Source organism: Parviterribacter multiflagellatus (assembly GCF_056863265.1).
The window spans coordinates 162,240-187,520 of the sequence record NZ_JBXPIZ010000009.1; the positions used below are offsets into that span (position 1 = coordinate 162,240).

26 protein-coding genes are annotated in these 25,281 nt (G+C 74.0%); 15 read left to right on the top strand and 11 right to left on the bottom strand.

The features are described from left to right. The first annotated feature begins 101 nt into the window (after nucleotides 1-101). The 6 genes from AC1UE5_RS19830 to AC1UE5_RS19855 all read left to right on the top strand — a co-directional run bounded on the left by AC1UE5_RS19830 (nucleotide 102) and on the right by AC1UE5_RS19855 (nucleotide 6,547). Nucleotides 102-1,538: a pyridoxal phosphate-dependent decarboxylase family protein gene (locus tag AC1UE5_RS19830; protein WP_482926745.1), complete on the top strand. Its 1,437-nt coding sequence runs from the start codon at nucleotides 102-104 to the stop codon at nucleotides 1,536-1,538. After that, a complete protein-coding gene (locus tag AC1UE5_RS19835) occupies nucleotides 1,535-2,881 on the top strand; it encodes a lysine N(6)-hydroxylase/L-ornithine N(5)-oxygenase family protein (protein ID WP_482926747.1) in 1,347 nt (448 codons plus the stop codon). The genes AC1UE5_RS19830 and AC1UE5_RS19835 overlap by 4 nt, the downstream gene beginning before the upstream one ends. After that, on the top strand, nucleotides 2,878-3,426 hold the full coding sequence (locus tag AC1UE5_RS19840; protein ID WP_482926749.1) for a GNAT family N-acetyltransferase: 549 nt from the start codon (nucleotides 2,878-2,880) through the stop codon (nucleotides 3,424-3,426). The genes AC1UE5_RS19835 and AC1UE5_RS19840 overlap by 4 nt, the downstream gene beginning before the upstream one ends. After that, nucleotides 3,423-5,234, top strand: coding sequence for an IucA/IucC family protein (locus tag AC1UE5_RS19845; protein WP_482926751.1), 1,812 nt, complete (start codon nucleotides 3,423-3,425; stop codon nucleotides 5,232-5,234). The genes AC1UE5_RS19840 and AC1UE5_RS19845 overlap by 4 nt, the downstream gene beginning before the upstream one ends. Nucleotides 5,235-5,418: 184 nt before the next feature. Beyond that, complete coding sequence (locus AC1UE5_RS19850; RefSeq protein ID WP_482926753.1) at nucleotides 5,419-5,790, top strand: hypothetical protein; 372 nt, start codon at nucleotides 5,419-5,421, stop codon at nucleotides 5,788-5,790. Nucleotides 5,791-5,830: 40 nt separating this feature from the next. Continuing rightward, nucleotides 5,831-6,547: a VOC family protein gene (locus AC1UE5_RS19855; RefSeq protein WP_482926755.1), complete on the top strand. Its 717-nt coding sequence runs from the start codon at nucleotides 5,831-5,833 to the stop codon at nucleotides 6,545-6,547. Nucleotides 6,548-6,562: 15 nt separating this feature from the next. Here the strand turns inward: AC1UE5_RS19855 and AC1UE5_RS19860 are convergent, their stop codons facing one another. The 5 genes from AC1UE5_RS19860 to AC1UE5_RS19880 all read right to left on the bottom strand — a co-directional run bounded on the left by AC1UE5_RS19860 (nucleotide 6,563) and on the right by AC1UE5_RS19880 (nucleotide 10,097). After that, nucleotides 6,563-6,871: a hypothetical protein gene (locus tag AC1UE5_RS19860; RefSeq protein ID WP_482926757.1), complete on the bottom strand. Its 309-nt coding sequence runs from the start codon at nucleotides 6,869-6,871 to the stop codon at nucleotides 6,563-6,565. 74 nt (nucleotides 6,872-6,945) lie between these two features. Continuing rightward, the gene (locus tag AC1UE5_RS19865; RefSeq protein WP_482926759.1) at nucleotides 6,946-7,368 is read right to left on the bottom strand and encodes a VOC family protein; all 423 of its coding nucleotides are present in this window, start codon (nucleotides 7,366-7,368) and stop codon (nucleotides 6,946-6,948) included. A gap of 10 nt (nucleotides 7,369-7,378) precedes the next feature. Continuing rightward, nucleotides 7,379-8,668 (bottom strand): HNH endonuclease signature motif containing protein, encoded by a 1,290-nt coding sequence (locus tag AC1UE5_RS19870; RefSeq protein ID WP_482926761.1) that lies wholly within the window; start codon nucleotides 8,666-8,668, stop codon nucleotides 7,379-7,381. Between the two features lie 96 nt (nucleotides 8,669-8,764). Continuing rightward, the gene (locus tag AC1UE5_RS19875; protein WP_482926763.1) at nucleotides 8,765-9,244 is read right to left on the bottom strand and encodes an anthrone oxygenase family protein; all 480 of its coding nucleotides are present in this window, start codon (nucleotides 9,242-9,244) and stop codon (nucleotides 8,765-8,767) included. Between the two features lie 7 nt (nucleotides 9,245-9,251). Next, complete coding sequence (locus AC1UE5_RS19880) at nucleotides 9,252-10,097, bottom strand: Rossmann-fold NAD(P)-binding domain-containing protein (RefSeq protein ID WP_482926765.1); 846 nt, start codon at nucleotides 10,095-10,097, stop codon at nucleotides 9,252-9,254. 81 nt (nucleotides 10,098-10,178) lie between these two features. Here AC1UE5_RS19880 and AC1UE5_RS19885 point away from each other — a divergent pair, with 81 nt between their 5' ends. Next, nucleotides 10,179-11,165 carry an AraC family transcriptional regulator gene (locus AC1UE5_RS19885; RefSeq protein ID WP_482926767.1) on the top strand — a complete coding sequence of 329 codons (987 nt, stop codon included), beginning with the start codon at nucleotides 10,179-10,181 and terminating at the stop codon, nucleotides 11,163-11,165. Here the strand turns inward: AC1UE5_RS19885 and AC1UE5_RS19890 are convergent. Further along, entirely contained in the window at nucleotides 11,093-11,575 is a 483-nt protein-coding gene (locus AC1UE5_RS19890) for a winged helix-turn-helix transcriptional regulator (protein ID WP_482926769.1), read from the bottom strand. The two genes, AC1UE5_RS19885 and AC1UE5_RS19890, sit on opposite strands and share 73 nt — an antisense overlap. A gap of 70 nt (nucleotides 11,576-11,645) precedes the next feature. Between AC1UE5_RS19890 and AC1UE5_RS19895 the strand changes: the two genes are divergently transcribed. After that, a complete protein-coding gene (locus AC1UE5_RS19895; protein WP_482926771.1) occupies nucleotides 11,646-13,094 on the top strand; it encodes an MFS transporter in 1,449 nt (482 codons plus the stop codon). Nucleotides 13,095-13,216: 122 nt separating this feature from the next. Beyond that, complete coding sequence (locus tag AC1UE5_RS19900) at nucleotides 13,217-14,572, top strand: hypothetical protein (RefSeq protein WP_482926773.1); 1,356 nt, start codon at nucleotides 13,217-13,219, stop codon at nucleotides 14,570-14,572. A gap of 4 nt (nucleotides 14,573-14,576) precedes the next feature. Here the strand turns inward: AC1UE5_RS19900 and AC1UE5_RS19905 are convergent, their stop codons facing one another. Further along, nucleotides 14,577-14,888, bottom strand: a complete 312-nt coding sequence (locus AC1UE5_RS19905) for a hypothetical protein (protein WP_482926775.1) — start codon at nucleotides 14,886-14,888, stop codon at nucleotides 14,577-14,579. Between the two features lie 72 nt (nucleotides 14,889-14,960). Between AC1UE5_RS19905 and AC1UE5_RS19910 the strand changes: the two genes are divergently transcribed. Beyond that, complete coding sequence (locus AC1UE5_RS19910; RefSeq protein WP_482926777.1) at nucleotides 14,961-15,296, top strand: STAS domain-containing protein; 336 nt, start codon at nucleotides 14,961-14,963, stop codon at nucleotides 15,294-15,296. Nucleotides 15,297-15,300: 4 nt separating this feature from the next. Here AC1UE5_RS19910 and AC1UE5_RS19915 read toward each other — a convergent pair whose 3' ends face one another. Further along, nucleotides 15,301-15,753: a hypothetical protein gene (locus tag AC1UE5_RS19915; protein WP_482926779.1), complete on the bottom strand. Its 453-nt coding sequence runs from the start codon at nucleotides 15,751-15,753 to the stop codon at nucleotides 15,301-15,303. A gap of 126 nt (nucleotides 15,754-15,879) precedes the next feature. Between AC1UE5_RS19915 and AC1UE5_RS19920 the strand changes: the two genes are divergently transcribed. Continuing rightward, the gene (locus AC1UE5_RS19920; RefSeq protein ID WP_482926781.1) at nucleotides 15,880-16,680 is read left to right on the top strand and encodes an alpha/beta fold hydrolase; all 801 of its coding nucleotides are present in this window, start codon (nucleotides 15,880-15,882) and stop codon (nucleotides 16,678-16,680) included. On the opposite strand, the gene AC1UE5_RS19925 is transcribed toward AC1UE5_RS19920, so the two are convergent. Further along, on the bottom strand, nucleotides 16,664-18,610 hold the full coding sequence (locus tag AC1UE5_RS19925) for a hypothetical protein (protein ID WP_482926783.1): 1,947 nt from the start codon (nucleotides 18,608-18,610) through the stop codon (nucleotides 16,664-16,666). The genes AC1UE5_RS19920 and AC1UE5_RS19925 overlap by 17 nt on opposite strands. An 86-nt stretch (nucleotides 18,611-18,696) precedes the next feature. Between AC1UE5_RS19925 and AC1UE5_RS19930 the strand changes: the two genes are divergently transcribed. Continuing rightward, a complete protein-coding gene (locus AC1UE5_RS19930) occupies nucleotides 18,697-20,526 on the top strand; it encodes an ABC transporter ATP-binding protein (RefSeq protein ID WP_482926785.1) in 1,830 nt (609 codons plus the stop codon). Here AC1UE5_RS19930 and AC1UE5_RS19935 read toward each other — a convergent pair. After that, the gene (locus AC1UE5_RS19935; RefSeq protein ID WP_482926787.1) at nucleotides 20,523-22,049 is read right to left on the bottom strand and encodes an FAD-dependent oxidoreductase; all 1,527 of its coding nucleotides are present in this window, start codon (nucleotides 22,047-22,049) and stop codon (nucleotides 20,523-20,525) included. The genes AC1UE5_RS19930 and AC1UE5_RS19935 overlap by 4 nt on opposite strands. Before the next feature lie 34 nt (nucleotides 22,050-22,083). Beyond that, complete coding sequence (locus AC1UE5_RS19940; protein ID WP_482926789.1) at nucleotides 22,084-22,578, bottom strand: GNAT family N-acetyltransferase; 495 nt, start codon at nucleotides 22,576-22,578, stop codon at nucleotides 22,084-22,086. A gap of 74 nt (nucleotides 22,579-22,652) precedes the next feature. Here AC1UE5_RS19940 and AC1UE5_RS19945 point away from each other — a divergent pair, with 74 nt between their 5' ends. Genes AC1UE5_RS19945 through AC1UE5_RS19955 form a run of 3 tightly spaced genes read left to right on the top strand, consistent with a single transcriptional unit; the run spans nucleotide 22,653 to nucleotide 25,220 of the window. Continuing rightward, the gene (locus tag AC1UE5_RS19945; RefSeq protein ID WP_482926791.1) at nucleotides 22,653-23,303 is read left to right on the top strand and encodes a DUF3159 domain-containing protein; all 651 of its coding nucleotides are present in this window, start codon (nucleotides 22,653-22,655) and stop codon (nucleotides 23,301-23,303) included. 41 nt (nucleotides 23,304-23,344) lie between these two features. Continuing rightward, nucleotides 23,345-24,715 (top strand): DUF2252 domain-containing protein, encoded by a 1,371-nt coding sequence (locus tag AC1UE5_RS19950; RefSeq protein ID WP_482926792.1) that lies wholly within the window; start codon nucleotides 23,345-23,347, stop codon nucleotides 24,713-24,715. Between the two features lie 40 nt (nucleotides 24,716-24,755). Further along, nucleotides 24,756-25,220 carry a MarR family winged helix-turn-helix transcriptional regulator gene (locus AC1UE5_RS19955; protein ID WP_482926794.1) on the top strand — a complete coding sequence of 155 codons (465 nt, stop codon included), beginning with the start codon at nucleotides 24,756-24,758 and terminating at the stop codon, nucleotides 25,218-25,220. The last annotated feature ends 61 nt before the right edge of the window (nucleotides 25,221-25,281 follow it).

Genomic DNA, 25,281 nt, shown 5'->3' on the forward strand with positions numbered 1-25,281 from the left:
CTCTTGGCCGCAGCGTGCCAGACCGTTTCACCCTGTCACTGTTAGGGCACCCGAACAAATCGAGATTAGGGTTCCCTAACACCGGGCAGCGCCCGTCTCCGATGTCTCATCCCGATCTCGGAACACGCTTCCGCCGAGCAGCCGCGCCGTTGCTCGGCGGCGACACCATCGAGGAGTACCGCCGCGCGGTGACGCGCGGCGCCGACCGGGTCGCCGCCCACCTGGACGCGGTCGATGCGCCGTTCAGCGGTGCGCAGCCCGAGCAGCTGGAGGCGGCGGTCGGCGCGATCGACCTCGACCGGCCGCTGCGCTCGCTGGACGCCGCGCTCGACGAGGTGCAGCGGCTGTACCTCGACGACGCGGTGTACTTCCACCACCCGCGCTACCTCGCGCACCTCAACTGCCCGGTCGCGATCCCGGGGCTGCTGGCCGAGACGATCCTCGCGCCGGTCAACTCGTCGCTCGACACGTTCGACCAGTCGGGCGGGGCGACGCTGATCGAGCGGCGGCTGATCGCGTGGACGGCGGAGCGGCTCGGGCTGCCGGCCGCCACGGCGGACGGCATCTTCACGAGCGGCGGGACGCAGTCGAACCTGCAGGCGCTGCACGTCGCGCGGGACGAGGCAGGCGGTCCGCACGACGAGCTGCGGGTGTTCGTGTCGGAGGCCGGCCACTTCAGCGTCGAGAAGGCCGCGCGGCTGCTCGGGCTCGCGCCGGACGCCGTCGTGACGGTGCCGGTGGACGGCGCGCGGCGCATGTGCGTGGAGGCCCTGGGCGAGGCGGTGCGGGAGAGCGCCGCGCAGGGCCGGCGCGCGATGGCGATCGTCGCCACCGCCGGGACGACCGACTTCGGCTCGATCGACCCGCTGCCCAAGGTCGCCGCGATCGCGCGCGAGCACGGCGCGTGGCTGCACGTCGACGCCGCGTACGGGTGCGGGCTGCTGGCCAGCACGCGCCGGCGGCACCTGCTCGCCGGGATCGAGCAGGCCGACAGCATCACGGTCGACTTCCACAAGTCGTTCTTCCAGCCGATCAGCTCCAGCGCGGTGCTCGTGCGGCGTGGCGCGACGCTCCGCCACGTCACCCACCACGCGGACTACCTGAACCCGCAGACGAGCCTCACGCCGAACCAGGTCGACAAGTCGCTGCAGACGACGCGGCGGTTCGACGCGCTGAAGCTGTGGCTGACGCTGCGGATGATGGGCGCCGAGCGGATCGGCGAGCTGTTCGACCAGGTCTGCGACCTCGCCCACGGCGCGTGGGTGCTGCTCGACGCCGACCCGCGCTTCGTGACACCGGTCGCGCCGGCGCTCTCGACCGTCGTCTTCCGGTTCGCCGACGGCGACGACCGCGACCAGCGCCGCGCCCGCGAGGCGCTGATGGCGAGCGGCGAGGCGGTGGTCGCCGCGACGAGGGTCGACGGCGTCCAGCACCTGAAGTTCACGCTGCTCAACCCGGCGACGACGCTCGACGACATCGCGGTCGTGCTGGACCTGATCGCCGACCACGCCGGCGCCGCGGAGGTGCAGGCCGCATGAGCACCGCCACCGACGACCGCACCTACGACTTCGTCGCCGTCGGCATCGGGCCGTTCAACCTCGGTCTCGCCGCGCTGACCGACCCGCTCGACGAGCTCGACGGCGTCTTCCTGGACCGGAGCCCGTCGTTCGACTGGCACCCGGGGATGATGCTGGAGACGAGCACGCTCCAGACGCCGTTCATGGCCGACCTGGTGACGCTCGCCGACCCGACTTCGCGCTTCTCGTTCCTCAACTACGCGAAGCTCAGCGGGCACCTGTACTCGTTCTACATCCGCGAGACGTTCCAGCCGCTGCGGAGCGAGTACAACGCCTACTGCCAGTGGGTGGCCGACCAGCTGCCGTCGCTGCGGTTCGGCCGCGAGGTCGAGGGCGTGACGTACGACACCCGGGAGGACGTGTACGTCGTCCACGCCCGCGTCGCGGCGGGCAGCGGCGGACGGGCGTCGCGCGTCGAGCGGTACCGCGCGCGGCACCTCGTGCTCGGCACCGGCACGCCGCCCTACGTCCCGCCGGGCGCGCGCGACCTCGGCACCGCCGACGCGATCCACTCCGGCCAGTACCTGTTCCACCGCGCGGAGCTGCAGCGCAAGCGCTCGCTGGCGGTGGTCGGCAGCGGCCAGAGCGCAGGCGAGATCTTCCTCGACCTGCTGGAGAGGATCGACGAGCACGGCTACGCGCTGACGTGGATCACGCGCTCGCCGCGCTTCTTCCCGCTCGACTACACGAAGCTGACGCTGGAGATGACGTCGCCCGAGTACGTGGACTACTTCCACGACCTGCCGCCCGACGTCCGGGACCGGCTCGGCGCCGAGCAGAAGCAGCTCTACAAGGGGATCGACGCCGACCTGATCGACGAGATCTTCCACGCGCTGTACCGCAAGCACCGGCGCGGGCGGCCGCTTGCCCGGCTGCTCACCAACACCGAGCTGCTCGCCGCGCGCGCGACGACCTCAACCGCACTCGAGCTGGAGCTTCGCCACGTCGAAGCCGACTTGCGGTTCGGGCTGCAGGCCGAGGGCCTGATCCTCGCCACCGGCTACCGCCACGAGGTCCCGGCCTTCCTGGAGCCGATCGCCGACCGGATCGCGTGGGACGAGCAGGGCCGCTACGACGTGGCCCGCGACTACACGATCGACCACGAGCGCGGGCGGGTCTTCGTGCAGAACGGCGAGCTGCACACGCACGGCTTCACTGCGCCCGACCTGGGCATGGCGGCCTACCGCAACTCGTGCATCATCCGGTCGCTGCTCGGCCGCGAGGCGTACCCCGTCGAGCGGGCGATCGCGATGCAGGAGTTCGGGGCGCCGGGCGCGCTGCGGCCGGCGGAGGTGACCTCGTGAGCGTCGCGACCGGCACCTTCACCTTCCGTGAGGTGGAGCCTGCGGCGGACGCCGAGCTGCTCCACCGCTGGGTCACGCACGAGAAGGCCGCGTTCTGGCTGATGCAGGACGCGGACGTGGCCGCCGTGCGGGAGGAGTACGGCCGCATCGCCGCCTCCCCCACCCACGACGCGTTCGTCGGGCTGCACGACGGGCGGCCGGCGCTGCTGGCCGAGCTGTACGACCCGGCGCACGACCAGGTCGGCGCGGTCTACGACGTCCGGCCGGGCGATCTCGGCATGCACTTCCTCACCGCGCCGCCGGAGCCGGGCACGCCGCCGATCCATGGCTTCACGCGCGCGGTCATCACGGCCGTGATGGAGCTGGCGTTCGCGCGGCCCGGCACGGAGCGGGTGGTCGTCGAGCCCGACGTCCGCAACACCGCCGTCCACGCGCTCAACGCGCACGTGGGCTTCGAGGTCGTCGGGCCGGTGACCCTGCCCGACGGCAAGGAGGCGCTGCTGAGCACCTGCACGCGCGCGCAGTTCGAGGAGGCGACCCGATGAGCACCGTGATCCCCGACACCCCGACCACCGCCGCGGCCGGCGCGGGGCCCGCGGCCGCCGCGCATCTCACGCCGGAGCTGTGGGCGGAGGCCACCCGCGCGATCGTCACCAAGGCGCTGTCCGAGCTCGCCCACGAGCGCGTGCTCGAGCCGCGCCGCGAGCGCGACGGGCGCTACGCGGTCGCCTCCGACGACGGCGAGACGCTCTACCGGTTCACGGCCCGCCTGCGCGCGCTCGAGCACTGGCAGATCAACCCCGCGTCCGTCACCCGCGAGCGCCGCGACGGCGAGGAGCTGCCGCTCGACGCGCTGGGCCTCGTGCTGGACCTCGCGCGCACGCTCGGCCTCGACGGCGAGCGGCTCGGGATCTACCTGGAGGAGATCGCGTCGACGACGAGCGCGCTCGCGTACAAGCTCGCCCGCGCGCTTCCCGCCGACGAGCTGGCGGCGGCCGACTTCCAGACGATCGAGACGCGGCTGACCGAGGGCCATCCGTGCTTCGTCGCCAACAGCGGCCGGCTCGGGTTCAGCGCCGACGACTACGCCCGCTACGCGCCCGAGGCCGCCCGGCCCGTGCGCCTCGTGTGGGTCGCGGCATCCCGGGAGCACGCGTCGTTCTCCGCCGGCGACGGCCTCACGTACGACGACCTGCTCGCCGGCGAGCTCGGGGCCGAGACGCTCGCGCGGTTCAGGACGACCCTCACCGACCTCGGGCTCGACCCCGGCGACTACCTGCTCATGCCCGTCCACCCGTGGCAGTGGGCGCAGCGGCTGGCGGTGACGTTCGCCGCCGACGTCGCCGAGCGCCGGCTGGTGTTCCTCGGCGCCGGCGAGGACGAGTACCTCGCGCAGCAGTCGATCCGCACGTTCCACAACGCGTCCGACCCGCGCAAGCACTACGTCAAGACCGCGCTGAGCGTGGTGAACATGGGCTTCGTGCGCGGGCTGAGCGCGAAGTACATGGACGGCACGCCGGCGATCAACGACTGGCTCGCGGACCTGGTCGCCGGCGACGAGACGCTCCGCGCGTGCCGCTTCGAGATCCTGCGCGAGCGCGCGTCGGTCGGCTACCGGCCGCCGTCGTACACGGACGTCGACGACCCGAACGCGCCCTACCCGAAGATGCTCGCGGCGCTGTGGCGCGAGTCGCCGAGCGGGCGGCTCGCGGAGGGCGAGCGGGTGGCGACGATGGCGTCGCTGCTGCACGTCGACCGCGACGGGCGCTCGCTCGCGGCGGCGCTCATCGAGCGCTCGGGCCTGCCCGCACACGAGTGGGTCCGCGCGTACCTGAACGCCTACCTGCGCCCGCTCCTGCACTGCTTCTTCGCCTACGACCTGGTCTTCATGCCGCACGGCGAGAACCTCATCCTCGTGCTCGAGGACGACGTGCCGGTGCGGGTCTTCATGAAGGACATCGCCGAGGAGATCGTGCTGATGGACCCCGACCGCGAGCTGCCGCCGGAGGTCGAGCGCATCCGCGCGCGGGTGCCGGACGAGCTCAAGCCGCTGTCGATCCTGACCGACGTCGTCGACTGCTTCTTGCGCTTCCTCGCTCCGATCCTCGACGACGCGGGCGCACTGCCCGAGCACGAGTTCTGGGCGCTGGTGCGCGCGTGCGTCCGCGAGCACGGCGACGCGGCCGCCGAGCAGCTGCTGTGCGAGCGGTTCGCGCTGTCGTGCCTCAACCGCCTGCAGCTCGCCAACTCCAGGCAGATGGTCGATTTGCAGGACCCGGCCGGCTCGCTCCAGCTGCGCGGCACGCTCCCCAACCCGCTCGCGGCGCCGGAGGAGCCGCGCTTCACCCGCTAGCGCCACGCCCGGACCAGGGCGGGCTTGCAATGACTGCCACGAACCTAAGAGGGTCGGGCCATGTCTCCTCGCCGCCCCTCCCCCGCCCTGGTCCTCGCGTTCCTCGCGCGCTGGCCCGACCGTCACCGCGGCGGCGAAGAGCGACAGCGGCACGATCGGCCCGATCGGCACGACCACCGTGCTCGTGGACCTCGCCACAGGAGCGACGACGACCGGGCAGATCGTGCTGCCGTGGTCCGGCCGCATCTTCGCGAACGGGTTCGCGGACGTCGTCAACGCGACGAGCGGCCCCGCGCTCGTGACCCGCACGCGCTGCAACCTCTTCATCAGCGACGGCACCGGGCCGGCGAACGGGCTCACGGCGTTCAGCCCGAACGCGTTCGGCGACACACCGGCGACGAACAACTACCACGTCGCGATCCCCCTGGCGGGGTGGATCGACAAGCCCGCGGGCACCTACAACATCGCCGTCCGCTGCGCGGAGGTCACAAACGACTCCGCCAGCCACACTGCCTCGCTCAGCGCCTACGCCGTGCCGAGCCCGGTGAGCCGATAGCGGTCAGGATCCGGCCACAAGCGGCCGTACCGTCGGCCGCATGAACGAGCACGAGCGGTACCTGGACGGCGTCCCCTGCTGGATCGACCTCCCCACGCCCGACCTCGACGCGTCCGCGCGGTTCTACGGCGCGGTCTTCGAGTGGGAGGTCGGGCCGGACGGCGTTGCCCGGCTGGAGGGCGAGCGCGTCGCGGGGCTGGTCTCGGCGGACGCGGCCGGCCAGTGGCGCACGTACGTCCGCGCGCAGGAGGCCGGCGCGCTCACCGACGGGCAGGGCGCGACGCTCCTCCTCACGCCCGACCTGACGGCCGAGCGGGTCAACGCGCCGGGGACGTGGAACTGGAGCGACCTGCACACCACCGACCTCGACGCCGCCGCGCGGTTCTACGGCGAGCGGCTCGGGTGGGAGGCGCAGCCCGTCGACTTCGGGGGCGGCGGCGACGCGCGGATGCTGCGCCGGCCCGGCTACGGCGACCACCTGGCGCGGCGCGATCCGTCGCTGCGTGAGCGGCACGCGGCGCCCGGCGTGCCGAAGGGCTTCTCGGACGCGGTCGGCTGGCTCCTCCCGCTCCAGGACGGCGAACGGCCGCACTGGCACGTGACGTTCTCGGTCGACGACGCGGATGCGGCAGCTCGGGCGGCGGCGTCGAACGGCGGCACCGTCGTGCAGCCGCCGTTCGACGCCGGTCCGACCCGCGTGGCGGGGCTCGCTGACCCGCACGGTGCGCGGTTCACGGTCAGCCACTACCGGCCGTGAACCGCGGGAAGCGAGCTAGTGGGTGAGCGCGGCGTGGCGCGGGGCGGGCGCGGCGGGCGCCTTGGAGCGCGGCGCCTCGACGGCGGTCGGCTCGGCGACGGGCGCGGCGGCGGGCTTGGCGACGACCCCCGGCTCTTCCTCATCAAGGAGGTGGAAGAACCAGCGCAGCACGCCGATGGCGACGGCGGCGGCGAGGACCAGCGTCGCGCCCATGAAGACGGCGTTGGCGGCGGACCACATGGCGATCTCGACGAGGACGACGCCGAAGACGACGACGTGGGCGAGGATGAGGACGGTGGCGGGAGAGCGATCAGCGAGCTTCATGGCCTGATGATCGGTCCGCCTCGCCGCCGCGCCCTCCGCGGCGACGTGCAGACCTCGTCCGTGGAAACCCGCAGCTAGGCGATCGTCGGCTTGGCGTCCTTCGGCGCGTAGCGGTGGTGGAGCATCAGCGAGTTCCCGTCCGGGTCCTTGAAGATCGCCATGTGGCAGACGCCGCTGTCGATCGTGTCCGGGACGAACGTGACGCCAGCCGCCTCGAGCCGCTCCCGCGCCGCGTGCACGTCGTCGACCTGCAGCGCGACAGGACCCACGTGCGGCGCGAACTCCTGGCCGAACGCCTCCATCTGCATCAGCGCGATCGTCAGGTTGCCGGTCTCGAACTCGCCGGCCGGCATCTGCCCCCACCGCTTGGCGAACGGGAGGCCGAGGATCTCGCCGTAGAACTTCGCGGCGGCCTCGTAGTCGCGGGTCGGGATCGCGATGAAGTCCGTGCCGGTGACCAGTGGCGTCGTGCTCTCGGATGCGGTCTGCGTGCTCATGCCGCGGACGCTACACCGCGCGCTCGGCGATGAGGAGCGACTCCACCGCGAGGTCGAGGTCGAGCCGATCGCCGTACCAGTCGGGCACCGTGGACATCGCAGTGATCGCCAGCCCGCGCCGCTCGTTCTCCTCCACCACCGCGGCCGGCCCCAGCGGAGCGGGCGCGTCTCGCGGCGGAACCACCACGTCGAGCGCGCGCCCGTCCGGCCGCCGGAAGAGGAATCCGCCGGCGTCGTCGCGCTCCACCCGGAAGCCGCCTTCGTGCACGAGCCTGTGGTGGTGACGACACAGCTGCACGAGGTTCCCGACCGCCGTGCGACCGCCGTCGGCCCAGTGCTCGACGTGGTGCGCATCGACCCATCGGTGCTGTGTGCACCCCGGGAACCGGCAGCCGCGGTCGCGCGCCCGGAGCGCCCGCCGCAGCGCCGGCGGGATGGAGCGCGTCTTGCGTCCGACGTCCAGCGGCGCGCCATCCCGCTCCCGGATCCCGACGAGGCTCGCATCGCAGCACAGCCGTCGCACCGTCTCCCGTGCGAGCGCGGGGCCGTCGTCGAGGTGCGCCCCGCCGCCGGCCGCGGGCCCATCGTCGGCGTCGACATGGACGAGGACCTGGAAGCGGTCGCCGCCGCTCCTCCCCGCAGGCTCCTGCTCGGCGGCCAAGGTCTGCTCGGCCATGAGCACGAGCGCGTCGAGCTCGCGGTCGCGCGTCACCGGATCCGGTGGCGCCGGCGTTCCCGCGGGAACGTCCTGAGGCCGCGGCTGCGGCCCCTCCCGCGCGGCCATCACCTCCAGCGCCTTCCGGAGGACCGCACCTTCGTCCGGTGACAGCCGCGCCTTGAGGACCAGCGCACCGTCGTCGTCGTGGAACCAGGTCAGGTGGCGCTCCTCGTGGATGCGCGCGGCCGACTCGCGCGTGACCCCGCGATGCGCCTGCACGACCCGCTCGAGCTGGGCGGCAGTCGACGTCCGCGCGAGCGCGAGCAACGGCTCCTCCGCCTCGACGCCGTCGACGCGCGTGAGCGCACGGACCTTCGAGTAGCTCAGCTCGCCGGCCGCGAACGCGTCGCGGATCGCGGGCAGCTCGCGCAGCCGCCGCGCGACGCGCACGTGCTCGCGCGCCGGACCCGGGGCGATCGAGCAGCGCCACGACACCCACTGCGCGCACGAGCGACAGCCCCACTCGGCCCACCCCTCGCGTTCGTCGAACTCCGCGACCAGCTCGAGCCATCGCGCCATCGCGGCGTTGATGTGCCCCGCCAGCAGGGAGATCTCGTCGGCCAGCTCGTCGATCGTCCTCATCGCTTCCGTCCCGTGTCGTGGTTCCGTCCGAACACGAACATATGTTCGCGTCATGCTCGGACGGAACGGACACGGCGGCGTTCCCGCGGGAACGCCTCACGCGAGGAGCGCGACGATCAGCGCCGCGCTCGCGGCGGCGCAGGCGGCGGTGCGGACGTGGTTCATGCGGGTCCACTCGCGGTCGTACCGGCGCCACGCGCCGGCCGAGTTCGGCGCGGCGGGGTCGAGCCGCGCCAGCGCGTCGTTGCGCGGCACGTGGTATCCGGCGGTCAGGCCGAACCCGCCGACGAGGTACAGCGCGCCGCCCGCCACGAGCCAGGGGCCGTGGGCGTCGCCGAACGCGACCACGCCGGCGACGACGCACGCGAGCGCCAGCAGCGCGCTCCCGTTGAACAGCAGCATGAAGGCGGGCGTGATCGCCTTGACGTTGATCGACTGCATCGCCGCGAGGCCCTGCGCGGGCGGGAGCGCGCGCAGGGCCGGCATGACGAAGCTCGAGAACGCGAACAGGACGCCGCCCGTCAGGGCGCAGGCCACGGCGGTGACGACCGCGAGCGCGGAGAGCGAGGTCGACATGGCGTGCTCAGGCCCCCGCCGCCGTGGAGCTCCATACCCCGGTCGCGGCGACGTCGCGCGCGTAGTCGGCGAAGTCGCGCGGCGCGCGTCCGAGCGCACGCTGGACGCCGTCCGCGAGCCGGCCGTTGTCACCGCCCAGCACCTCCTCGAAGAGGTAGCGCAGGAGCGCGACGATGTCCTCGGGGACGCCGGCCTCCGTCGCCGCCGCGGTGTACTCGTCCAGCGTGACCGGCACGTAGGCGAGGCGGCGGCCGGACGCGCGCGCGATCTCGTCGACCGCCTCGGCGAACGTCAGCGCCCGCGGACCCGTCACCTCGTACACCTCACCGGCGTGGCCGTCCCCGGTCAGCGCGGCGGCCGCGACCTCCGCGATGTCGCGGGCGTCGACGAAGGGCTCGGGGACCTGCCCGGCCGGCAGCGCGACGACGCCCTCCAGGACCGGCTCGAGCAGGTAGCTCTCGTCGAAGTTCTGCATGAACCAGCTGGCCCGGACGATCGTGCTCGTGGGCGCGACCTCGAGCAGCGCCTGCTCGGCCCGCTGCGCCTCCTCCTCCCCGCGCCCCGACAGGAGCACGAGGCGGCGGATGCCGCGGTCGACGGCGGCGGACGCGAACGCGCGGACGAGCCCGACGGAGCCCGGCACGGCGAGGTCGGGCGCGAACGTGATGTACGCGGCGCGCACGCCGTCGAGCGCTGCGGGCCACGTGGCAGCGTCGTGCCAGTCGAACACGACGTCGGCGCGGGAGCGGGCGGCGGTGCGGACCGGGAGGCGGCGGTCCCGCAGGAGCGCAGCGACGCGGGCGCCGGTCTTGCCGGTGCCGCCGATGATCAGGGTGGGTGCGGTGGAGGTCATGGCGGAGATTCCACCCGCGTTTGATGAGACGGTCCATAGCTCATCCGCTCCGATCCATGCGCGATCGTCTACGATCGCTCCATGGACGCGCTCGCTGGCCTCCTCGACGGACCTCGCGCCCGCGAGGCGTTCATCCTCCGCTCGCTGATGGACCCGCCGTGGGCGATCCGCGTGCAGGACGAGGCGCCGCTCACGCTCGTCGCGATGGTCCGCGGCGCGTCGTACGTGTGGTTCGACGGGATGGAGCCGGTCACCGTCCCCGAGGGCGCGGTCGCGATCGTCCGCGGTCCCGAGCCCTACACGTTCGCCGACAACCCCGGCACACCGGTGCAGGTCGTGATCCACCCCGGTCAGGAGTGCCGCGCGCCCGACGGGACGCCGCTGCGCCAGCCGATGGGCCTCGGCGTGCGCACGTGGGGCAACGCGGCGGACGGCGCGTCGGTGTTCCTCGTCGGGACGTACGCGCTGCACAGCGAGGTCGGCCGACGACTGCTGGAGGCGCTCCCACCGCTCGTCGTGCTCCCCGACGCGGCCGAGCACAGCCCGGTCGTCACGCTCATGGGAAGCGAGGTCGTCAAGGACGAGCCGGGTCAGGAGGCGGTGCTCGACCGGCTCCTCGACCTGCTCCTCATCGCCACGCTGCGCGCGTGGTTCGCCCGCCCCGACGGCGGTGCGCCGCGCTGGTACCGCGCGCAGGGCGACCCGGTCGTCGGCCCGGCGCTCAAGCTCCTGCACCACCAGCCCGCGCACCCGTGGACGGTGGCGTCGCTGGCTCACGAGGTCGGCGTGTCGCGCGCGGCGCTCGCGCGGCGCTTCACCGAGCTGGTCGGCGAGCCGCCGATGACGTTCCTCACCGACTGGCGCCTGACGCTCGCGGCCGACCTGCTGCGCGAGCCGGACGCGACGATCGGCAGCGTCGCCGCGCAGGTCGGCTACGGCAGCCCGTTCGCGCTCTCCACCGCGTTCAAGCGCCACCACGGGCTGAGCCCGCAGGCCTACCGCTTGGCGGCCTCCGGCCCGGGCGGCGCCGCCGCTGCGGCTGCAGCCGCCGCCTCGCGCGCGTCGTAGTCGTACCGCGCCGCGGCGATCTCCGCCTGGTGGGTCTCGGTCCACGTCACCAGCGACTGGATCGTGGCGTGGAGCGTCGAGCCGAGCGGCGTCAGCGCGTACTCGACCCGTGGCGGGACCTCCGGGTAGACCGTCCGCTCGACCAGCCCGTCGCGCTCGAGCTGGCGCAGCGTGACGGTGAGCATCCGCTGGCTGACCCCGTCGATCGAGCGCCGCAGCTCGCTGAAGCGCATCCGCCGCGACTCGAGCAGCGCGATCACGAGCAGCGACCACTTGTCGGCGATGCGGTCGAGGATCTGCCGCACCTCGCAGTCGCTGCGGCGGTCCCACTGGTACGGGTCCCAGTCGTGATCGGCGCTCGGGGCGGTATCGCAGAAGTCACCAGGTGACTTCGAAGTGCCGTCTTCCATCGCCCCCAATGGTGCCGCATAGTGGGGTCAGTTCTCAAACGGAACCACCCAACCCGGAGGGTCACCTGCCTTGCCCGAGCACCACGACCGCCTCGACCGCCACGCCATCGCCGTCCTCCTCGTCCTCTGCGCCGCGATCTTCCTGGAGGGGATCGACGTGTCGATGATGGGCGTCGCGCTGCCCTCGATCCGCGCCGACCTCGGCATGTCGACCGGCGCGCTCCAGTGGGTCGTCAGCGCCTACGTCCTCGGCTACGGCGGCTTCATGCTCCTCGGTGGCCGGGCAGCGGACCTCCTCGGGCGCCGACGCGTCTTCCTCGCCGCGCTCACGGTCTTCCTCGTCTTCTCCGGCCTCGGCGGGCTCGCGCCCGAGGGCTGGGTGCTGATCGTCGCCCGCTTCGTCACCGGCGTCGCCGCCGCGTTCATGACGCCGGCCGGCCTGTCGATCATCACGACCTCGTTCGCCGAAGGCCGCGCGCGCAACCAGGCGCTGCTGATCTACGCGGGCACCGCCGCAGCCGGGTTCACGCTCGGGCTCGTGGTCGGCGGCCTGCTGACCGAGCTCGGCTGGCGCTGGGTGTTCTTCGCGCCCGTGATCCTCACCGCGCTCCTGCTGCCTGCCGCGCTCCGGCTGCTCCCCCACGACCCCGCCCCCGCCCCCGGTCCGGCGCCCGCCGGCGCCACCCCCGCGGCGCCCCGGTCCTTCGACCTCCCCGGCGCCCTCACCGTCACCGGCGCGATGCTGCTGCTCGTCTACACCGTCGTCCGCGCGCCCGACATCGCGCTCGCCGCCACCGCCGCGACGGGCCTGGGCGCCGGCACGCTGCTCGCGGCGTTCATCGCGATCGAGCGTCGCACGCCCGCGCCGCTCCTGCGCCTCGGCCTCCTGCGCTCGGCGCCGCTGCTCCGTGCCAACGCGGGCGCGATCGTCCTCGCCGGCGCGTTCTTCGGCTTCCAGTTCCTCGTCGCGCTCTACCTCCAGCAGGTGCGCGGCTGGTCGGCGCTGGAGGCCGGCGTCGCGCTCCTGCCCGCGGGCATCGACGCGATCCTCGCCCCCACGCTCACGCCGCGCCTGGTCGCGCGGTTCGGGACGACGAAGGTCATCGCGGCCGGGCTGGCGTCGGGCGTCGCGGCGTTCGCGCTCTTCGTGCCCGTCGGCCTGGAGTCCGGCTACGTGACGGGCATGCTGCCGACGATGGTCCTCGTCGGGTTCACGTTCGCGCTCACCTACGGGCCGCTGACCATCGCCGCGACCGACGGCGTGCGGGAGGACGAGCAGGGGCTCGCCAGCGGCCTGCTCAACACGTCCTTCCAGTTCGGCGCCGCGCTCGGCCTCGCCGGCGTGACCGCGGTGCTCGTCGGCACGGCCGGCGAGGACGCCGCGCCGCGCGAGCAGCTCGACGGCATCAAGGCGGCGCTGCTGGTGCCGCTCGGAGCGGCGGTGGCGGGGCTCGCGCTCACGCTCACCGGCCTCCGTGACGGGAGCCGGATGCGCCGTCCGGCGACCGCCACGACATAGGCCCGGATTCCGGTGCGGCGGGCAAGACTCGTTGCAAGCTCCGCGTGTGGCGGTCGAGACGGTCATGATCGCCCGCGCGGCGTTGCCTCGCCGCGCTCTCGTTCCCCGGAGTAAGGACCCCTTTGAAGCCGATCCGTCTCGCCGCGGCCGTCGCCGCCGCGGCCAGTCTCGCGGCGCCCGCTGCGGCGAGCGCCGACTACACCGTCTACGCCTGCCAGGGCCCGACGGGCGCGCCCGCGCCGATCAGCGGCTGGGAGCCGCTCGTCGGCGGCGATGCCGTCGCCTCGAACGAGTGCGCCACCGGCGGCGTGCTGTCGCTCCAGCTCCGCGGCAGCGGCCCGTGGCAGGGCGGCCAGGGCGCCGAGCACCGGTTCGTCGCGCCGGCCGGGTCGCGGATCACGCGCACCCGCCTGCACCGCCGCACCGCGGGCTTCGCCGGCAACCCCGAGCGGTGGGCGTACACGCTCTACGCGGACGCCAAGGAGCTCGAGTCCTGCGAGGCCGGCGGCGCGTCGAAGTGCACGACCGACCTCGACGGCCCGGCCGACTTCCCGAACCTCGACGCGGGTGTCGTCGGGTTCCGCGCCGGCTGCGCGACGATCCAGACGTCGACCTGCAGCGCGCCGGCGGTGCGCGTCGAGGTCCCGCGCGCGTCGATCACGCTGCGCGACCAGTCCGCCCCGGTGCTGTCGAGCGTCGGCGGCACGCTGCCCGGCGCCGCCGGCCCGGTGTCCGGCACGATCACCGCGACCTGGAACGCGACCGACGTCGGCGGCGGCCTGTACCGCTCGATCGTCGAGGTCGACGGCAAGACGACCGCGGTCAACCCGGTCCCGGCCGCGGGCTGCGCCGACGCGGACCCGGCGAACCTCGACGCCTACGAGTTCCTCACCCCCGTCCCGTGCCCGCTCGAGCAGACCGGGATGAGCGCCGCGGTCGACACCACGACGCTCGCCAACGGCGCGCACACCGTCAGCGTGCTGGTCGAGGACGCGTCGGGCAACCGCTCCACCGTCGTCGCCGCGAAGCCCATCACGGTCGCGAACGCCCCGGTCAGGACCGCCAGCTCCGGCCGCCCGAACGGCATCAACGCGTCGGTCAAGGGCAAGCTGCGCGGCTGGTTCGACCGCAACCGCAAGCTCTCGATCACCGCCCGCTACGGCCGCCGCGTCGTCATCCGCGGCCGGCTGGTCAACGAGAAGGGCAAGTCGATCCAGGGCGCGCGGCTCGACGTCTACCACCGCAACGGGTCGAAGGGGAAGCTCAAGCAGCTGACCAAGACCGGCCTGAAGACGCGCAAGGACGGCAAGCTCACGCTGATCCTCCCGATGGACCTGACGACCCGGCAGATCGTGATCGCCTACCGCGCCGTGCGCCCAGGCCCGATCACGAGCCGCGTCACGCTCAAGCTGCGGGTGATCGACAAGAACGGCAAGACCGTCACGAAGCGGCCGGGCAAGCTCGGCCGGACCGGCTGAGCCGCTAGGCCCGGCGCAGCCGGATCCCGCGGTCCACGACCCGCACGACCACGCGTGCGGGTCGGGTCGGCGCGGCGAGCGACAGGAAGTCGCGGACCGCGCCGGCGTGGCCGCAGTACGGGCAGCCCAGGTGGGCGGTGACGTCGAGCGGCCCGGCGTCGGGCGCCACCGGCGCATCGCACCGCGGGCACGCGAGCGTCCCCTCGGCCAGGACGTTCGTCCGCGTCGTGCGGCGGATCACCCGGGGCCCCGCCCCGCCGGTCACGGAGTCGGGCCGGAGCGGCTCGGAGCCGTCGATCCCGCGATGCAGCGACATGAGGTCAGTCTAGGCGCGCCACGAACCTCCCACCGCACTCAACGCCGGCGGGGCATGGCCGACTCTGGGAGCGTGCTGAACGACGCTCACTCATCAGGTCTGGAGCTCTCCGGCTGGTGCGAGGGCTCCTCGCTGCGGCTCATCCTCGGCGGAGAGCTGGACATCGCAAGCGCGCCGGACCTCACCACCGCCGTGGAAGCCCTCGTCGACCCCGGCATGGAGCTCGTGCTCGACCTCGACGGGCTCACCTTCGTGGACAGCGCCGGCGTGCGCGCGCTGACCCGCATCGCCGATGCCGCGGCCGCCGGGGCGTTCACGGTGCGGTTCGTCGCGCTCGACGGCGCGGCGGTGCGCAAGACGGCGGTCGCCTGCCAGGTCACCGCCGCCCTGCCGCTCGCGCGCTGCTAGCGGGCTACGCGTCGTTGGCGCACTCGCTCAGGCCCATGGCCGCGGCGCGCTCGTCGGAGTCCGCGTCGAGCCGGTCGCCCTCGGCCTGCAGCTCCTTCATCGCCTCCTCGTCGCCGGACGTCGTCGCGGCGGCGAGGCGGTCGGCGAGCGCGACCACACGACGGCCGTTGGCGACGTACGCCTCGGCGTCGTTGCGCAGCTCGGCGGGCGTCTTCAGCTCGGCGAAGTCGTCGACCGCGCCCGCGGTGACGCTCTTGAGCTGCCGGATGTAGCTGCCCAGCCCGGCCACGTCGGACGGCTCGGGGATCGCGGCGATCTTGGCGTTGGCGGCGCGGCACAGCTCGTTGGCCTGCTTGGTGAAGTCGGCGCGGCTCGGGCTGTCGTCGGCGCAGGCGGTGGCGCCGGCGGCGAGGCCGGCGAGGACGAGCGCGAGGCGCGTGAGCTTGCGGGGGTGCATCGGGGTTCGGTTCCTCGGAAGACGGGTGCGTGGGTGTGATGAGCACCATCCCGGGCGGCCCTGATCCGGACATCGGGGAATCCCCCGTCATCCGACCCTGGAGTGATCGTCGTATCTCCTTGGATGGTGTCCTCCTCCCTGAACCACCGCCGCACCGGCGCCGGCGAGCCGCTCGTCCTCCTGCACGGCCTGGGCGGCGAGCTGTGCGTGTGGGAGCCCGTGCTCGACGCGCTCGCCGCCCACCACGACGTGCTCGCGGTCGACCTGCCGGGCTTCGGCCGGTCCGCTCCGCTGCCCGACGGCGCGACCCCGACGCCGCGGGCGCTGGCCGGCGCGGTCGAAGCGCTGCTGGACGAGCTGGAGATCGAGCGCGCGCACGTCGCCGGCAACTCGCTCGGCGGCTGGGTGGCGCTGGAGCTGGCGCGCCTGGGCCGCGCGGTCACCGTGACCGGCCTGTGCCCGGCGGGCCTCTGGGGCGCGCCGGTGCTCCGGGCGGGCGAGACGTCGCGCAGCCGCGGCTACGAGCTCGCCCGCCGCCTGCGCCCGCTGCTGCCGCTGCTGCTCGTCCCGCCGCCCGCGCGCCGCGCGATCCTCGCCCCGTTCGTCGCCCGCCCGGACCGCGTTCCGTACCACGCTGCCTGGCGGATGATCAGCTCCTACGCCCGCGCGACGGCCTACGTCGCGACGAGCACCGCGATGCGCCAGGACCACTTCCGCGACCCCGCCGAGGTCGACGTCCCGGTGACGCTCGCGTTCGGCGAGCGCGACCGCCTCATCCGCCCGACCCGCACCGCGCTCCCCGACGCGCGGACGGTCCTGCTGCCCGGCTGCGGGCACATCCCGATGTGGGACGACCCGGAGCTGGTCACGGGCACGGTGCTCGCGACGACGGGGGCCCGCGAGCGGGACGCTACGACCGGACGGTGACCTCGTCGTCGACGTACGTCGCGTAGCCGCAGTGCGCGGAAGCCGGCGGAGCGGGCAGCCGGTACCGGTGCAGCAGCGCGCCGTCGGGACCGCGCAGCTCGACCCGCGCGACCGCCGCCCGCCGCGGGACCGGCACGGACGCGAAGCCGTGCTCGCCGTCACGCAGCCGCACGACGGGCCGCACGATCCGGCGGCCGCTCCGCAGGACCGCGACCACCGTGCGCGCGCCCCCCGCGATCAGGCCCGCCACCGTCAGGCCGGTGCGGCAGCCGGCCTTGGCCTGCAGGCCGAGGTCGAGCGACCGCTCGAACGGGCACCGGTCGCCCTTGCGCAGCGGCGTCCCGGCCGTCACCACGAGGCACGGCACCCCGGGCCTCGTCGTCGGCGCGGTGACGATCGTGCGGCGGCGGCCGCCGATCCGCACCGTCGCCTGATGGACGGCGTCGGTGGTCAGCGTGGGCGGCGCGACCGGCTCCTCGAACGGGGACCGGGTGCCGCCCGGCAGGACCGACTGCGTCCCCACGACGCGATCGCCGGGCGGCGCGGCGTAGGCGAAGAACGCGACCGTCCGCGCGTACCGGCCAGTGTAGGCGGGATCGGGCGCGGCCGGGACGGTCACCTGCCTGCCCGAGGCGAGCCGCACCCGCACCGCGCGCACGCGCGCGTCGACGACGCCGGCGATCACCGTGTACCGGCGCGCTGACCCCACCCAGGAGAACAGCAGGCCCGGCTTCGGCACCGCGCAGTCGCCTGCGCGCACGCCCCGCTTGACCGCGGTGCACAGCTCGGCGCCGCGATCGCGCACGTACAGCCGCGGTCCGCCGGCGCCCGCCGGGTGGAGCACGGTCTCGCCGCCGAGTGCCGGACCGCCGTCGTTCACGACCAACCAGCTGCTGGAGGTCCGGGAAGAGCAGGACAGCAGCCGCGTGGGCGGGAGGGCGTGCGCGTGGTCGATCGGACCGCCCTCGACCCACCGGATCCCGTCGCCGGGACCGGCCGCGCCGAGCACCACGCGCAGCGACGGCTCGCCGAAGCCGGCCGGGACCGGAAGCGAGCGGATCGCGTGCCGGCGCCCGCTGGTGGTCACGATCGTGCTGGGTGTGGCGCCCGCCCGGGCGAAGCCGGCCACGAGGTGCCGGCCGCGGGGGCCGCAGCCCACGTCCGGGAAGTACGCGGCGCTGACCCCGGCGCCCGGGTCCAAGCAGGTGCGCCCGCCCATGCTCGGGTCGTCGGGCGCGCGCCGGACGACCAGGCACGTGGCGCGCACACGGCGGCCGGCGTCGCCGCGCGCTGGCGCGAGCTGGTGGCGCACCTCGACCGCCGCCGACCAGCCGGCGCCCGCGGCCACGCGGCGCGGCCCGCGCACGAGGAGCCCGTCGCGGTCCTCGTCCTCCTCGTGGACGACGCTGCCGTCCGCGGCCAGCAGCCGCTCGGTCAGGACGCGCTCCGGCCGCGTCCCGACGTAGAACCGCAGGCCCGCCGCCACGGTCCCCGCGAAAGCGGGCGGCGCCGGCACGGTCGGCATCCGCGTCAGCGCGCCGCCGGCCGCGCGCAGCTCGACGACGGCGACGTCGGCGCGCACGGCGCCGCCCACCACGTCCGCCTGGTAGGACGGCGTCTCGAGGTGGAGCGGGCTGAACAGGTCCTCGGCGGGCACGACCTCGCAGGCGGAGCGCTCGACGGCCGCCTCGACATACGCGTCCCGCGTCGCCTCCCCGTCCGGGCCGAGCTCGGTCCCGGACGCGCTGGAGAGGCACAGCCTCCCCTCGCGCACCTCCGCGAGCAGCCGCGGCTGCGGCGGCGCCTCGGCGTTCGAACCGGCGGACGGCAGCGGCGGCCCTGCGACGACGACCGGCTCGGCGGACGCGGCGGTCGGCACGGCGAGAAGGCCTGCGGCGAGCGTGAGCAAGAGGCGGCGGGAGGGCGGCATGGGCGCTGACAGCGTAGGACCGCCCCACCGCGCAACGCCGCCCGCTGGGCCGATGTCCTCAGGTTAGGCCGCCCTACTCTGGTCCGGTGCCCGACGTCCCGGAGACCCATCCGCTCGTCCGCCTCTGGCGGCGCGCGCCGAAGTACCGGCCCCGGGTCGTCCGCGCGACGATCCTGACGGTCCTCAACAAGCTGTTCGACATCGCGCCCGAGCTGCTGATCGGCGTCGCGATCGACATCGTGGTGCGCGACGACGAGAGCTTCGTGGCGCAGTGGTTCGGGGTCGACGACCGCTCCGACCAGCTGCTGATCCTCGGCGCGGCGACGGCGGTGGTGTGGGCGCTGGAGTCGCTGACGGACTTCCTCTCCCAGCAGCTGTGGCGCAACCTCTCGCAGGACCTCCAGCACGACCTGCGGACCGACGCGTACCGGCACGTGCAGGACCTGGAGCTGGCGTGGTTCGAGGACCGCGCGTCCGGGCGGCTGCTGACGATCCTCAACGACGACGTCAACCAGCTCGAGCGGTTCCTCGACATCGGGGCCGCGCAGATCATCCTCACCGCCACGAACGTCGTGGCGGTCGGCATCGTCTTCTTCGCGATCTCGCCGCTGCTGGCGGTCCTGGCGTTCCTGCCGATCCCGGTCATCATCGCCGGCTCGCTGCTCTTCCAGAAGCGGCTCGGGCCGCGGTACGCGCAGGTCCGCGAGGAGGCCGGCCGGCTCGGGGGGCTGATGGGCGGCAACCTCGGCGGCATCGCGACGATCAAGGCGTTCGGCGCGGAGGAGCGCGAGGCCAGGCGGCTCGCGGAGGTCTCGCGCGACTACGCGGACGCCAACCGCAAGGCGATCACGCTCAGCTCGGCGTTCGTCCCGCTGATCCGGATGGCGATCCTCGTCGGCTTCACGGTCACGCTCGTGCTCGGCGGCAACGCGGCGCTCAACGGCGACCTCGAGGTCGGGCTCTACTCGGTCCTCGTCTTCATGACCCAGCGGCTGCTGTGGCCGCTGACCGAGCTGGGCCAGACGCTCGACCTCTACCAGCGCGGCCTCGCCTCGATCTCGCGCATCCTCGACCTGCTCGACGCGCCGATCGGCGTCAAGCCCGGCGGCCGCGAGCTGCCGCAGCCGGTCGCTGGCGCCGTGCGGTTCGACGGCGTGACGTTCTCCTACGCGGGCGGCGAGGACGGTGAGCCGCGGGCGCAGGTGCTGCGCGGGCTCGATCTCGACATCGCCGCCGGCGAGACGCACGCGATCGTCGGCGCGACCGGCGCGGGCAAGTCGACCGTCGTCAAGCTCCTGCTGCGGCTCTACGACCGCGACGGCGGCGCGCTGACCCTCGACGGCGTGCCGGTGGAGGAGCTGAGCTTCCAGAGCCTGCGCGGCGCGATCGGCTACGTCGGCCAGGACACGTTCCTGTTCGACGGGACGGTCGCCGAGAACCTCCGCTACGGCAACCCGGACGCGACCGACGAGGAGCTGCGCGCGGCCGCCGAGCTGGCCGAGGCGCACGAGTTCGTCACCGCGCTCCCGCAGGGCTACGACACGGCGGTCGGCGAGCGCGGCGTGCGGCTCAGCGGCGGCCAGCGCCAGCGCCTCACCATCGCCCGTGCGCTCGTCCGCGACCCGGCGATCCTCGTGCTCGACGAGGCGACGTCCGCGGTCGACAACGAGACCGAGGCCGCGATCCAGCACGCGCTGCTGAAGGTCTCGCACGAGCGGACGACGATCGTCATCGCGCACCGCCTCTCCACCATCCGCCACGCCGACCGCATCCACGTCGTCCACGCGGGCGCGGTCGCGGAGGCGGGCACGCACGACGAGCTCGTCGCGCTCGGCGGGCGGTACGCGGCGCTGTGGGCGGTGCAGACGGGCGAGCTCGCGAGCGACGTGCTCGGACCCGGCGCCGCAGAGCGCTAGACCTCGCGCCGCTCCAGCGGCTTCGTCGCCGGCCCGGACAGCACGTTGCCGTCCACGTCGAACCGTGAGCCGTGGCACGGGCAGTCCCACGACCGCTCGGCGTCGTTGAACACCGTCAGGCAGCCGAGGTGCGTGCAGCGCAGCGAGACCGCGTGCAGCCCGCCGTCGTCGTCGCGGAAGACGCCGACCTTCCCGAGCGCGCGGTGGCGCAGCACGCGCGCCTCGCCGGGCGGCACCTCGGACGGATCGCTCGCCAGCACGGGCTTGAGCCGGTCGCCGACGAAGTGCGCGCCGACCCACAGCTGCGCCTTGGCGACCTCCGGCGCGCTGCGGATCGTCAGCCGGTTCGGGTCGAGCAGGTCCGCGTAGGGGTTCTGGCGGCCGAGGATGCGGTCCGCCACGACGAGCGCGCCCGCGGTCGCGTTCGTCATCCCCCACTTCTGCCCGCCGCCGACGACCCACAGGTGCTTGGAGGTCGGCGTGTAGCGCCCCGCGTACGGGAGCTTGTCGGCCGGCATCCCGTCCTGCGTCGACCACCGGTGCACGACGTCGCCGACGTCGTAGTGCTCTTGCGCGAACGCGACGAGCTGCTCGTAGCGCTCGGGCTCGGCCTTCCGCGCGCCGGTCAGGTGGCCCTCGCCGCCGACGAGCAGCCAGCGCGTGCCGTCCGGGCCGGTGTAGGTGCGGACCGAGCGCGTCGGCGTGCCCGCGCTGATCGCCATCCCCTCCCGCACCGTGGCGCCGTCGCGCAGGGGCGCGGCGACGAGGTAGGACCGCGTCGCCTCGGTGCGCGCGAAGAACAGCCCGCGGTCGAGCAGCGGGTAGTTCGTGCAGACCACGACCTCCTGGGCCGTGACGGTGTGGCCGTCCTCGGTCTCGACCGCGCACGGGTCGCCCTCGCTCACGCCCGTCACCGCGGTGTGCTCGTAGACCTGCGCGCCGGCCGCCGCGAGCAGCGCGCGCGTGTAGGAGACCGGCTGGAACTGCGCCTGGCCCTCCAGGCGGACGGCCTGCGCGACCGCGAACGGCAGCGGCGTGTCGGTGGTGAGGACCGCCGGGAGCCCGGCCGCGAGCGCGGCGGCGTGCGCGTCCTCGACCTTGGAGACCTGCTCGCCGGTGGCCGCGTACGTGTGGTCGGCGACGCGCTCGAACGCGCAGTCGATGTCGTGCTCGCGCACGCGCGCCTCGATCCAGACCACCGCGCCGGTGCTCGCGGCCGCGTACGCCGCGACGCCCTGGTCGCCGTGCTGCTTGCGGACGTCGACGAGCTTGGTCTGCTGGAGCGCGCTGGCCTTCGCCGTCGTGTAGCCGGTCGCGCCGCCCGCGACCGTGCCGCGCTCGAGCACCGCGACGCTCCGCCCCTCCCGCGCGAGGACGTACGCGACGGTCGCGCCCGCGAGCCCGCCGCCGATCACCGCGACGTCGACGGTGAGGTCCGCGGTGAGCCGGGACGGTGCCGCGGCGCGGGCCGGGCCGCGGTCGTCGGCGAGCCAGAGGGGGTCGGTGCCGCGCAAGGTCGTCATCGCGGACGGCCCTACCCGGGACCTCCGGCGCGAATCAGGTGGTGGCGTCCAGGGGCTTGCGGTACGTCACGAGGTCGACGCGGTAGCCGTGCTTCTCGTAGAAGCGGCGGGCGAGGTCGTTCGGCGCGGCCATGTTGATGTCGACCGCCGCCACGCCCCGCTCGCGCGCCTCGTCCTCCACCGCGCGCAGCAGCGCCTCCCCCACCCCGCCGCCGCGCGCGTCCGGCAGGACGATGAGGTCGACGAGCGCCAGGAAGTCCTGCGGCCACTGCCAGGTCGGCGAGCCGCCCTCCTCCCGTTCGCAGATCGCGAGCCCGACGGGCCGGCCGCCCGGCTCCTCGGCGACGAACAGCGTTCCGCCCTCTTCGAGGATCGCGCCCCAGGTCGCGCGGCGCCGCTCCCACGACTCGTCCTCCGGCCGCAGCGGCCCCCAGTGCGTGGTCACCGCGCCGTGGTGCTCGCGCAGGGCGAGCCACAGCGGGCGCAGGTCGTCGAGGCGGGCGGCGTCGGCACGCACGATCGTGGTCATCCGCGCCGACGGTACGCGCTCAGGCGGCGGCGGTGTGACCTTGGACGGACAGCAGCAGCGTCCGGTTCGCCATCATGAGGTCCATCGCACGCCGACCTGACATCGACCTGGAGAACGCCCAGGAGCCCCCGAACCTCGCCGAGGTCGTCGGCGGGCCGTGGGGCATGGCCGAGACCGCGCTGCCCGCGGTCGCGTACGTCGTCGCCTACACCGCGTCCGGGCAGGAGACGAACGTCGCCGCGGGCGTCGCCGTCGGCCTCGCGCTCGTGCTGGCCGTCGTCCGGCTGGCCAAGCACGAGTCGCCGCGCCACGCGCTGTCCGGCCTGGTCGGCGTCGCGTTCGCGGCGTTCATCGCGGCCCGCAGCGGCAAGGCGGAGAACTTCTTCCTCCCCGGCCTCCTGCTCAACGTCGCGTACGGCTCGGCGTTCCTCATCTCGATCGCCGTCCGCTGGCCGCTGGTCGGCGTGATCGTCGGGCAGCTCGACGGCGAGCACCAGGGCTGGCGTGACGACCCGCGCCGGTACCGCGCGTTCGCGCGCGCGTCGTGGCTGTGGGCCGGGCTGTTCGGGCTGCGGCTCGCGGTCCAGCTCCCGCTCTACCTGGCGTCGGCCGTCGTCGCGCTGGGCGTCGCGCGGACGGCGATGGGCGTGCCGCTCTTCGCGCTCGGCATCTGGCTGACGTGGCTGCTCGTGCGGCGCATGCCGTCCCCTGCTCCCGCCACGTAGCCCGTCGGTCGCATCCGGCGGTGGGCGCGTAGGCTGCGCGCATGCCCGCCTCCGACGTCCGTTCGCTCGCCGCCGACGGCGACGCCCGCCGCGCCGAGATCGTCTCCGTCCTGGCCGACGCGTTCGCGCCCCTGATCGAGGCCGACCCGCGCGCGTTCCGCGCGAAGTTCCGCAAGATGGCGGCGAACCCGTTCGCGTTCTACCGCGGCAGCGCGCCGCTCTACTACGCGGACATGGCGCTCCTGGAGGATCCGTGGGCGGACGAGCGCACGAGCCGCGTGTGGATCCAGGGCGACCTGCACGCCGAGAACTACGGGACGTACATGGACGCCGAGGGCGTGCTCGTCTTCGACGTCAACGACTTCGACGAGGCGTACGTCGGCGCGTTCACGTGGGACCTGCGGCGGATGGCGGCATCGGTCGCGCTGCTCGGGTTCTCCAAGGCGCTGTCGGACGGGACGATCCGCGAGCTGATCGAGGCGTACGGCCGCTCGTACCTCGAGCAGGTGCGCGCGTTCGTCACGGGCACGAAGGACGAGGAGTTCCGCCTCACGCTCGACTCGACGACCGGGATCGTCCACGAGGTGCTGCTCACCGCCCGCCAGGCCACGCGGGTGCAGCTGCTCGACCGGCTGACGACGATCTCCGGCGCCGACCGCCGGTTCGTGCCCGGACCTGGCGTGCGGATGCTCGAGGACGACGAGCGCGCGGAGGTCGAGGCGGCCTACCAGAGCTACCTGGAGACGATCCCGGCCGTCAAGCGCCTGCACTCGGTCTCGTACGCGGTGAAGGACATCGTCGGGCGCAGCGGGTTCGGCATCGGCAGCGCCGGCCTGCCCGCGTACAACCTGCTGATCGAGGGGCGCACGCAGGCCCTGGAGAACGACGTCGTGCTCTCGATGAAGCAGGGCAACGTCGCGGCGCCGTCGCGCGTGGTCACCGACCCCGAGGTGCAGTCGTACTTCGAGCACCAGGGCCACCGGACGGCGGTGTCTCAGCGGGCGCTGCAGGCGCACGCGGACCCGTGGCTCGGGTGGACGGAGCTGCGCGGCGTCGGGCAGGTCGTCAAGGAGCTGTCGCCGTACGAGGCCGACCTCGACTGGGACGGGCTGACCGAGCCGGACGAGGTGCTGCCGCTGCTGTGCGAGCTGGGCCGGGCGACGGCGAAGATCCACTGCGTGAGCGACGCGGGCTCGGACCAGACGCTCGTGCCGTTCCAGACCGAGGAGGCGATCCTCGCGGTCGTGGACGGGCGCGAGGACGAGTTCGTCGCCGACCTCGCGGCGTTCGGCGCCGAGTACGGGGACCTCGCGCGCGACGACCACCGGCGCTTCGTCGACGCGTTCCGCAACGGCGAGATCCCCGGCGTGCCGAGCGACTGGCGCGCCGAGGCGCGGGCGGCCGGGCGGTAGATCGTCTGCGGTCTAGACGATCCACGGTAGGATCGTCTGCATGGGCACCGCGCAGACGACGATCACCCCCGCGTCCGCTCCACCCGAGCTGACCAACCACCTGTGCTGGCTGCTCGGCCGCGCCGCGCAGTCGCTCACCGGCGAGCTGATGGACGCGATCGGCGAGGTCGGCCTGACGCCGCGCACGCATCCCGTGCTGCTCGCCGCGATGACCGGCGAGCACACGCAGATCGAGCTCGCGCGGATGGTCGGCCTCGACAAGACGACGATGGTCGCGACCATCGACGAGCTGGAGCGCCTGGGCCTGGCGGAGCGCCGCCCGTCGCCGACCGACCGCCGCGCCCGCGTCATCCACGTGACGACCGAGGGCCGCCGCAAGGCCGAGGAGGCCGACGCGATCACCGACCGCATCCGGGAGGACGTGCTCGCGTCGCTGCCGGCCGGCGAGCGCGACCGCTTCATGGACGCCCTGCGCCACCTGGTCGGCGGGAGGCTCGCGGCCTAGGCGGCAGGCGAGACCCGCGCCGGTCCGACGTAGATGATCCGAGATCGGATCATCTGATACG

Bases quoted from the DNA above. Each gene is read 5' to 3' on its own strand.
- AC1UE5_RS19925 (WP_482926783.1), bottom strand. From the start codon at position 18,610: ATGCCGCCCTCCCGCCGCCTCTTGCTCACGCTCGCCGCAGGCCTTCTC.
- AC1UE5_RS19835 (WP_482926747.1), top strand. From the start codon at position 1,535: ATGAGCACCGCCACCGACGACCGCACCTACGACTTCGTCGCCGTCGGC.
- AC1UE5_RS19855 (WP_482926755.1), top strand. From the start codon at position 5,831: ATGAACGAGCACGAGCGGTACCTGGACGGCGTCCCCTGCTGGATCGAC.
- AC1UE5_RS19915 (WP_482926779.1), bottom strand. From the start codon at position 15,753: ATGCACCCCCGCAAGCTCACGCGCCTCGCGCTCGTCCTCGCCGGCCTC.
- AC1UE5_RS19870 (WP_482926761.1), bottom strand. From the start codon at position 8,668: ATGAGGACGATCGACGAGCTGGCCGACGAGATCTCCCTGCTGGCGGGG.
- AC1UE5_RS19830 (WP_482926745.1), top strand. From the start codon at position 102: ATGTCTCATCCCGATCTCGGAACACGCTTCCGCCGAGCAGCCGCGCCG.
- AC1UE5_RS19890 (WP_482926769.1), bottom strand. From the start codon at position 11,575: ATGGAAGACGGCACTTCGAAGTCACCTGGTGACTTCTGCGATACCGCC.
- AC1UE5_RS19945 (WP_482926791.1), top strand. From the start codon at position 22,653: ATGAGGTCCATCGCACGCCGACCTGACATCGACCTGGAGAACGCCCAG.
- AC1UE5_RS19885 (WP_482926767.1), top strand. From the start codon at position 10,179: ATGGACGCGCTCGCTGGCCTCCTCGACGGACCTCGCGCCCGCGAGGCG.
- AC1UE5_RS19880 (WP_482926765.1), bottom strand. From the start codon at position 10,097: ATGACCTCCACCGCACCCACCCTGATCATCGGCGGCACCGGCAAGACC.
- AC1UE5_RS19875 (WP_482926763.1), bottom strand. From the start codon at position 9,244: ATGTCGACCTCGCTCTCCGCGCTCGCGGTCGTCACCGCCGTGGCCTGC.
- AC1UE5_RS19905 (WP_482926775.1), bottom strand. From the start codon at position 14,888: ATGTCGCTGCATCGCGGGATCGACGGCTCCGAGCCGCTCCGGCCCGAC.
- AC1UE5_RS19935 (WP_482926787.1), bottom strand. From the start codon at position 22,049: ATGACGACCTTGCGCGGCACCGACCCCCTCTGGCTCGCCGACGACCGC.
- AC1UE5_RS19955 (WP_482926794.1), top strand. From the start codon at position 24,756: ATGGGCACCGCGCAGACGACGATCACCCCCGCGTCCGCTCCACCCGAG.
- AC1UE5_RS19950 (WP_482926792.1), top strand. From the start codon at position 23,345: ATGCCCGCCTCCGACGTCCGTTCGCTCGCCGCCGACGGCGACGCCCGC.
- AC1UE5_RS19860 (WP_482926757.1), bottom strand. From the start codon at position 6,871: ATGAAGCTCGCTGATCGCTCTCCCGCCACCGTCCTCATCCTCGCCCAC.
- AC1UE5_RS19865 (WP_482926759.1), bottom strand. From the start codon at position 7,368: ATGAGCACGCAGACCGCATCCGAGAGCACGACGCCACTGGTCACCGGC.
- AC1UE5_RS19940 (WP_482926789.1), bottom strand. From the start codon at position 22,578: ATGACCACGATCGTGCGTGCCGACGCCGCCCGCCTCGACGACCTGCGC.
- AC1UE5_RS19845 (WP_482926751.1), top strand. From the start codon at position 3,423: ATGAGCACCGTGATCCCCGACACCCCGACCACCGCCGCGGCCGGCGCG.